A 2,135-nucleotide genomic window follows, 5' to 3' on the forward strand; every position below is an offset into this window, starting at 1 on the left:
GAAGTCCGCGAGGGGCAGGCGATGCTGGCGCAGTTTTTCCGCGAGGCGCTGGATCGCTTTGACGAGCGCACCCGCGCTATTGAACGCCGCACCGACGAGATGGTGGCAGAGATGAAGGAGATCCGGGATCTGCGCCGCGATTTTTTGGAAGGGCGGTAGGCCAAGTGCTCCGCGCCGCTCACGCGAACACCCCCGGCCCCTCTCCCTGAGGAAGAGGGGGGTTAGGATGGCAGCAGAGTGGCTTTTGGAGGCGGCTGTGGCTTTGACAATAGGATCCGTTCCTGGGCCGACAGCGGCTCGCCTGAGTTTGGCAGAGTACCTCAAGTATTCCGATGGCGGCGATACCCGCTATGAGCTGGTGGCGGGGGAGTTGGTGCCGATGGCCCTTCCAACCGGACGGCATGTCCAGATCCAAAAGTTTCTCAGCCAGCTCTTTGAGGCGGAGATTGCCAGACGGCAGTTGCCTTGGACCACAATCCAGGGCAGCTTGGGGATCCAGTCGCCGCGGGGCAACCGCTGGGATACGGTGCGGATCCCGGATGTGGTGGTGCTGCCTCTGCAGCAGTGGCAGGAGATGGGATCCCGAGAGGCTCTCATTCGCTTGGAGGATCCGCCGCCGCTGTTGGTGGTGGAGGTGGTGAGTGAATCAAGCCGGGCGGCGGACTACCGGGCCAAACGGGCGGAATACTGCGTTTTGGGCATTGGTGAGTACTGGATTGTGGATCCGATGGAGGAGAAGGTGAGCCTACTGCTGTTGCACGAGGGCTGGTACGACTTGCTGGAGCTGAAGGGATCCGAGCGGGTGCCCTCGAAGGTTTTTGCAGGGCTGGAGGTGCAGGCGGGGGAGATCTTGGCGGCGGACTTGGGTTATTCTGGTAAAGCCACGGGGAGTTAGCTCAGTTGGTAGAGCGCTGCGATCGCACCGCAGAGGTCAGGGATTCGAGTTCCCTACTCTCCATTGCCCTCACCCCCGACCCCTCTCCCTCAGGGAGAGGGGGGTTAGGATGGCAGCAGAGTGGCTTTTGGAGGTGGCTGTGGCTTTGACGATAGGATCCGTTCCTGGGCCGACAGCGGCTCGCCTGAGCTTGGCAGAGTACCTCAAGTATTCCGATGGCGGCGATACCCGCTATGAGCTGGTGGCGGGGGAGTTGGTGCCGATGGCCCTTCCAACCGGACGGCATGTCCAGATCCAAAAGTTTCTCAGCCAGCTCTTTGAGGCGGAGATTGCCAGACGGCAGTTGCCTTGGACCACAATCCAGGGCAGCTTGGGGATCCAGTCGCCGCGGGGCAACCGCTGGGATACGGTGCGGATCCCGGATGTGGTGGTGCTGCCTCTGCAGCAGTGGCAGGAGATGGGATCCCGAGAGGCTCTCATTCGCTTGGAGGATCCGCCGCCGCTGTTGGTGGTGGAGGTGGTGAGTGAATCAAGCCGGGCGGCGGACTACCGGGCCAAACGGGCGGAATACTGCGTTTTGGGCATTGGTGAGTACTGGATTGTGGATCCGATGGAGGAGAAGGTGAGCCTACTGCTGTTGCACGAGGGCTGGTACGACTTGCTGGAGCTGAAGGGATCCGAGCGGGTGCCCTCGAAGGTTTTTGCAGGGCTGGAGGTGCAGGCGGGGGAGATCTTGGCGGCGGACTTGGGTTATTCTGGTAAAGCCACGGGGAGTTAGCTCAGTTGGTAGAGCGCTGCGATCGCACCGCAGAGGTCAGGGATTCGAGTTCCCTACTCTCCATTGCTCTCACCCCCGACCCCTCTCCCTCAGGGAGAGGGGAGTTGGTAGTAGGATTTTGGCATCCTCTCGCTCTAGTTGATAATGACTCCGGAACAAGAAGAGTGGCTGATCCGCGCCATCCAGGAGCTGCAAGCGGCCCAGCAGGAGCTACGTCTTGTCCAACAAAATCAGCAGCTTCTGATTCAAGAACTGCGAGAAGGGCAGGCAATGCTGGCCCAGTTTTTCCGCGAGGCGCTGGAGCGCTTTGACGAGCGCACTCGAGCTATTGAACGCCGCACCGAAGCCCTGGAACGGCGCACCGAAGCCCTCGAACGGCGCACCGACGAGATGGCCCGAGAGATGAGGGAGATGCGGCAGGAGATCCGGGATCTGCGCCGCGATTTTTTGGAACGGCGGTAG

General features: G+C 61.3%; 3 protein-coding genes and 2 tRNA genes. All 5 read left to right on the forward strand.

The features are described from left to right. The first annotated feature begins 226 nt into the window (after positions 1-226). The 5 genes from NW827_RS00085 to NW827_RS00105 all read left to right on the forward strand — a co-directional run bounded on the left by NW827_RS00085 (position 227) and on the right by NW827_RS00105 (position 2,135). On the forward strand, positions 227-895 hold the full coding sequence (locus NW827_RS00085) for a Uma2 family endonuclease (RefSeq protein WP_414503182.1): 669 nt from the start codon (positions 227-229) through the stop codon (positions 893-895). Further along, positions 886-958: transfer RNA gene (locus NW827_RS00090), tRNA-Ala, on the forward strand. The genes NW827_RS00085 and NW827_RS00090 overlap by 10 nt, the downstream gene beginning before the upstream one ends. Before the next feature lie 46 nt (positions 959-1,004). Further along, a complete protein-coding gene (locus tag NW827_RS00095; protein ID WP_414503183.1) occupies positions 1,005-1,673 on the forward strand; it encodes a Uma2 family endonuclease in 669 nt (222 codons plus the stop codon). After that, positions 1,664-1,736, forward strand: a tRNA-Ala gene (locus NW827_RS00100). The genes NW827_RS00095 and NW827_RS00100 overlap by 10 nt, the downstream gene beginning before the upstream one ends. An 81-nt stretch (positions 1,737-1,817) precedes the next feature. Then, positions 1,818-2,135 (forward strand): hypothetical protein, encoded by a 318-nt coding sequence (locus NW827_RS00105; protein WP_414503184.1) that lies wholly within the window; start codon positions 1,818-1,820, stop codon positions 2,133-2,135.

The sequence above is a fragment of the Synechococcus sp. H70.1 genome, from assembly GCF_047502705.1.
Classification (GTDB): Bacteria; Cyanobacteriota; Cyanobacteriia; order Thermostichales; family Thermostichaceae; genus Thermostichus.

Excerpts from the sequence above, each read along its gene's own strand:
- NW827_RS00095 (WP_414503183.1), top strand. The coding sequence starts at position 1,005 with ATGGCAGCAGAGTGGCTTTTGGAGGTGGCTGTGGCTTTGACGATAGGA.
- NW827_RS00105 (WP_414503184.1), top strand. The coding sequence starts at position 1,818 with ATGACTCCGGAACAAGAAGAGTGGCTGATCCGCGCCATCCAGGAGCTG.
- NW827_RS00085 (WP_414503182.1), top strand. The coding sequence starts at position 227 with ATGGCAGCAGAGTGGCTTTTGGAGGCGGCTGTGGCTTTGACAATAGGA.